The organism is Photorhabdus tasmaniensis, assembly GCF_011189505.1.
Classification (GTDB): Bacteria; Pseudomonadota; Gammaproteobacteria; order Enterobacterales; family Enterobacteriaceae; genus Photorhabdus; species Photorhabdus tasmaniensis.
The window spans coordinates 648-3,063 of the sequence record NZ_PUJU01000117.1 but is presented as its reverse complement, the minus strand read 5'-3'; the positions used below and the strand labels follow the sequence as shown (position 1 = coordinate 3,063).

At 43.7% G+C, this 2,416-nt stretch carries 3 protein-coding genes; 2 read left to right on the top strand and 1 reads right to left on the bottom strand.

Features of this window, described 5'->3' with window-relative positions; genetic code table 11:
* Window positions 1-1,038: 1,038 nt before the first annotated feature.
* On the bottom strand, window positions 1,039-1,302 hold the full coding sequence (locus C5471_RS22905) for a hypothetical protein (RefSeq protein WP_133812832.1): 264 nt from the start codon (window positions 1,300-1,302) through the stop codon (window positions 1,039-1,041).
* Between the two features lie 37 nt (window positions 1,303-1,339).
* Between C5471_RS22905 and tli1a (C5471_RS22900) the strand changes: the two genes are divergently transcribed.
* Window positions 1,340-1,855, top strand: a complete 516-nt coding sequence (tli1a, locus tag C5471_RS22900) for a Tli1a family immunity protein (RefSeq protein ID WP_133812833.1) — start codon at window positions 1,340-1,342, stop codon at window positions 1,853-1,855.
* A gap of 51 nt (window positions 1,856-1,906) precedes the next feature.
* On the top strand, window positions 1,907-2,416 hold a 510-nt coding region (gene tli1a / locus C5471_RS22895; RefSeq protein ID WP_166296511.1), incomplete at its 3' end, for a Tli1a family immunity protein.

Below are 2,416 nucleotides of genomic sequence, written 5' to 3'. Positions count from 1 at the left end.
CGAAGAGCGGCGATTGCAAATCGGCAAAGAAAATCTCAAAGCGCGTTGGGCCGGAAAGAGGCTGAAACCGACCCCGAAAGGGGGGCCAGAGAAATGAAAAACGTTATCCGGCAGGGTGACAGCCTGCAAGGGCGATTTGGTTAAGTGTCATAAAAAAACCGGCAAAGTGGCGTTGACCCGCAGTGAATATTTTCAGATTTAAGATGATGAACAGGATTGGGGGGAAGAATAATCCAGTGTGGCTGATTTAATCCACTGTTATATCATGTTCCAGGTCAGGAATAATCTTATTGCAGACTGGTAGTCAGATATTTTATTGTGTTAGGGGATAAATGGCGGGATTGCTGAGTCTTCTTGTTGGAGAATTGTGGCAATATTAAAGGGAGCTCTGCTATTCATAGAATGACAGATATTGCCATAATATTCCTATTGACGCTATCGTGCTTTATTTAGGTGGGGGGTTAGGTTTGATTCGGGATCGACAAGCCGGTTGTTATTTATTTTTCGAGTATCACCTAATGTATTCTCATTCGCATTCCATGAATGAGAATCATTATTTTTTACGTTTGTTTCACCTGTTTGGGTGGTGAAATTGAAAGTGAAGTCATTTGTGTTTTTTATGGAGTAACTACATGATTATAAATAAAAATATAACTTTTTTATTATGAATTGCTAGCGTTGTTATATTATAACTTGTGAGTCATTCTGTTTTTTTTAAATAAGTTCAATATTTTTATGTAAATAAATGTCATTTTATCTATATTTTTTTAAATATTATGGGGATTATCTTCTTGTGCTCCTGTTATATTTATTGGGTATTTAACACATTGTGCTGTTTGATCAAAAAAGACTTGATTTTAATATGCACTCATTAGGAGAATATAATGACTCAGTAACAGTCCATCCTATTAATGAATCGACTCATTGATGGAGCGGGCATAGCCCGATTAATTATTTATATCCCGGTTAACCTCCGGTCGGGAAATACCTGGCCAGATTTGTTGTTTTCCGAATTTATTCTGACTGACGCCTGAATTCTTATTCGGTTTTAGTTCTGTTCGGCCCTGAATATCGTCGCCTGCCAGCGATCGCAAAGGGTGCCGGACTCTTTATTGACTCTGTTACCAGCAAACTGACCGGTACCTGTGTGCACGAAGTGACGAGGAGAAAATGATGAACAACACAACCCCGGCGATCATCTTTGATCACAGCCGCTACAAACTGAACGTGTGGAGCAAGACCGTATGTTTTTTGTCCTGTTATCAGGTCGAAGTCACGACTTCCTGTGACGTCTACAGGCATCTCAAATCCAGATTATCCCTATGTGAAGGAATCGAAGATGAAAAAACAACAGCTTAGACTGGCGGTTTTATGTCTGTTACTGGCTGCTTGTAGCCAGTTTTCGGCACAGGCAGGCGTGATTATCGCCATTAACCATACCAAATGGGCGATTAATCGGTTCAGTGTGGATGGTACGCCGGGTATCGATATTATCGGGCCGTATCAGGGCGGAGGAGGAGGCTGTTGCTATAGCGTACCGGAGAAGTGGAAACCGGGGATGACAGTCCGGGTGGATTGGGAAACCGGAGTTGCTTTCTCCAACGATTTTCCCGGGTATGAAAACGACGAAAAATATTTGGAATGGGATAGAAAAATCAATGCCCAGAAACGCCAGCATAGCAAGATAGTGCCGGTTCCTTATTATCAGAATGGCGGTGATACCTGCGGGATTACGGTGCATTTCTTGCCCTGTGATCAAATCAAGGTCACCACGTCCTGTGACGCCTACGGTAGCCCAAACTACCCGATAAAAGAACCTTTAGAAATGAAGGAGCCCAAAGTATGTCCGAAGTAATGCATACAGGCATCTCAAGTTCAGATTATCACCTATGTGAAGGAGTCGAAGATGAAAAAACAACAGCTTAGGCTGGCGATTTTGTGTCTGTTACTGGCTGCTTGTAGCCAGTTTTCGGCACAGGCAGGCGTGATTATCGCCATTAACCATACCAAATGGGCGATTAATCGGTTCAGTGTGGATGGTACGCCGGGTATCGATATTATCGGGCCGTATCAGGGCGGAGGAGGAGGCTGTTGCTATAGCGTGCCAGCGAAATGGAAACCGGGGATGACAGTCCGGGTGGATTGGGAGACTGGAGTTGCTTTCTCCAACGATTTTCCCGGGTATGAAAACGACGAAAAATATTTGGAATGGGATAGAAAAATCAATGCCCAGACACGCCAGCATAGCCGGGTAGTGCCGATGCCCTATTATCAGAATGGGGGTGATACCTGCGGGATTACGGTGCATTTCTTGCCCTGTGATCAAATCAAGGTCACCACGTCCTGTGACGCCTACGGTAGCCCAAACTACCCGATAAAAGAACCTTTAGAAATGAAGGAGCCCAAAGTATGTCCA

Bases quoted from the DNA above. Each gene is read 5' to 3' on its own strand.
- C5471_RS22905 (WP_133812832.1), bottom strand. From the start codon at position 1,302: ATGCCTGTAGACGTCACAGGAAGTCGTGACTTCGACCTGATAACAGGA.
- tli1a (WP_133812833.1), top strand. From the start codon at position 1,340: ATGAAAAAACAACAGCTTAGACTGGCGGTTTTATGTCTGTTACTGGCT.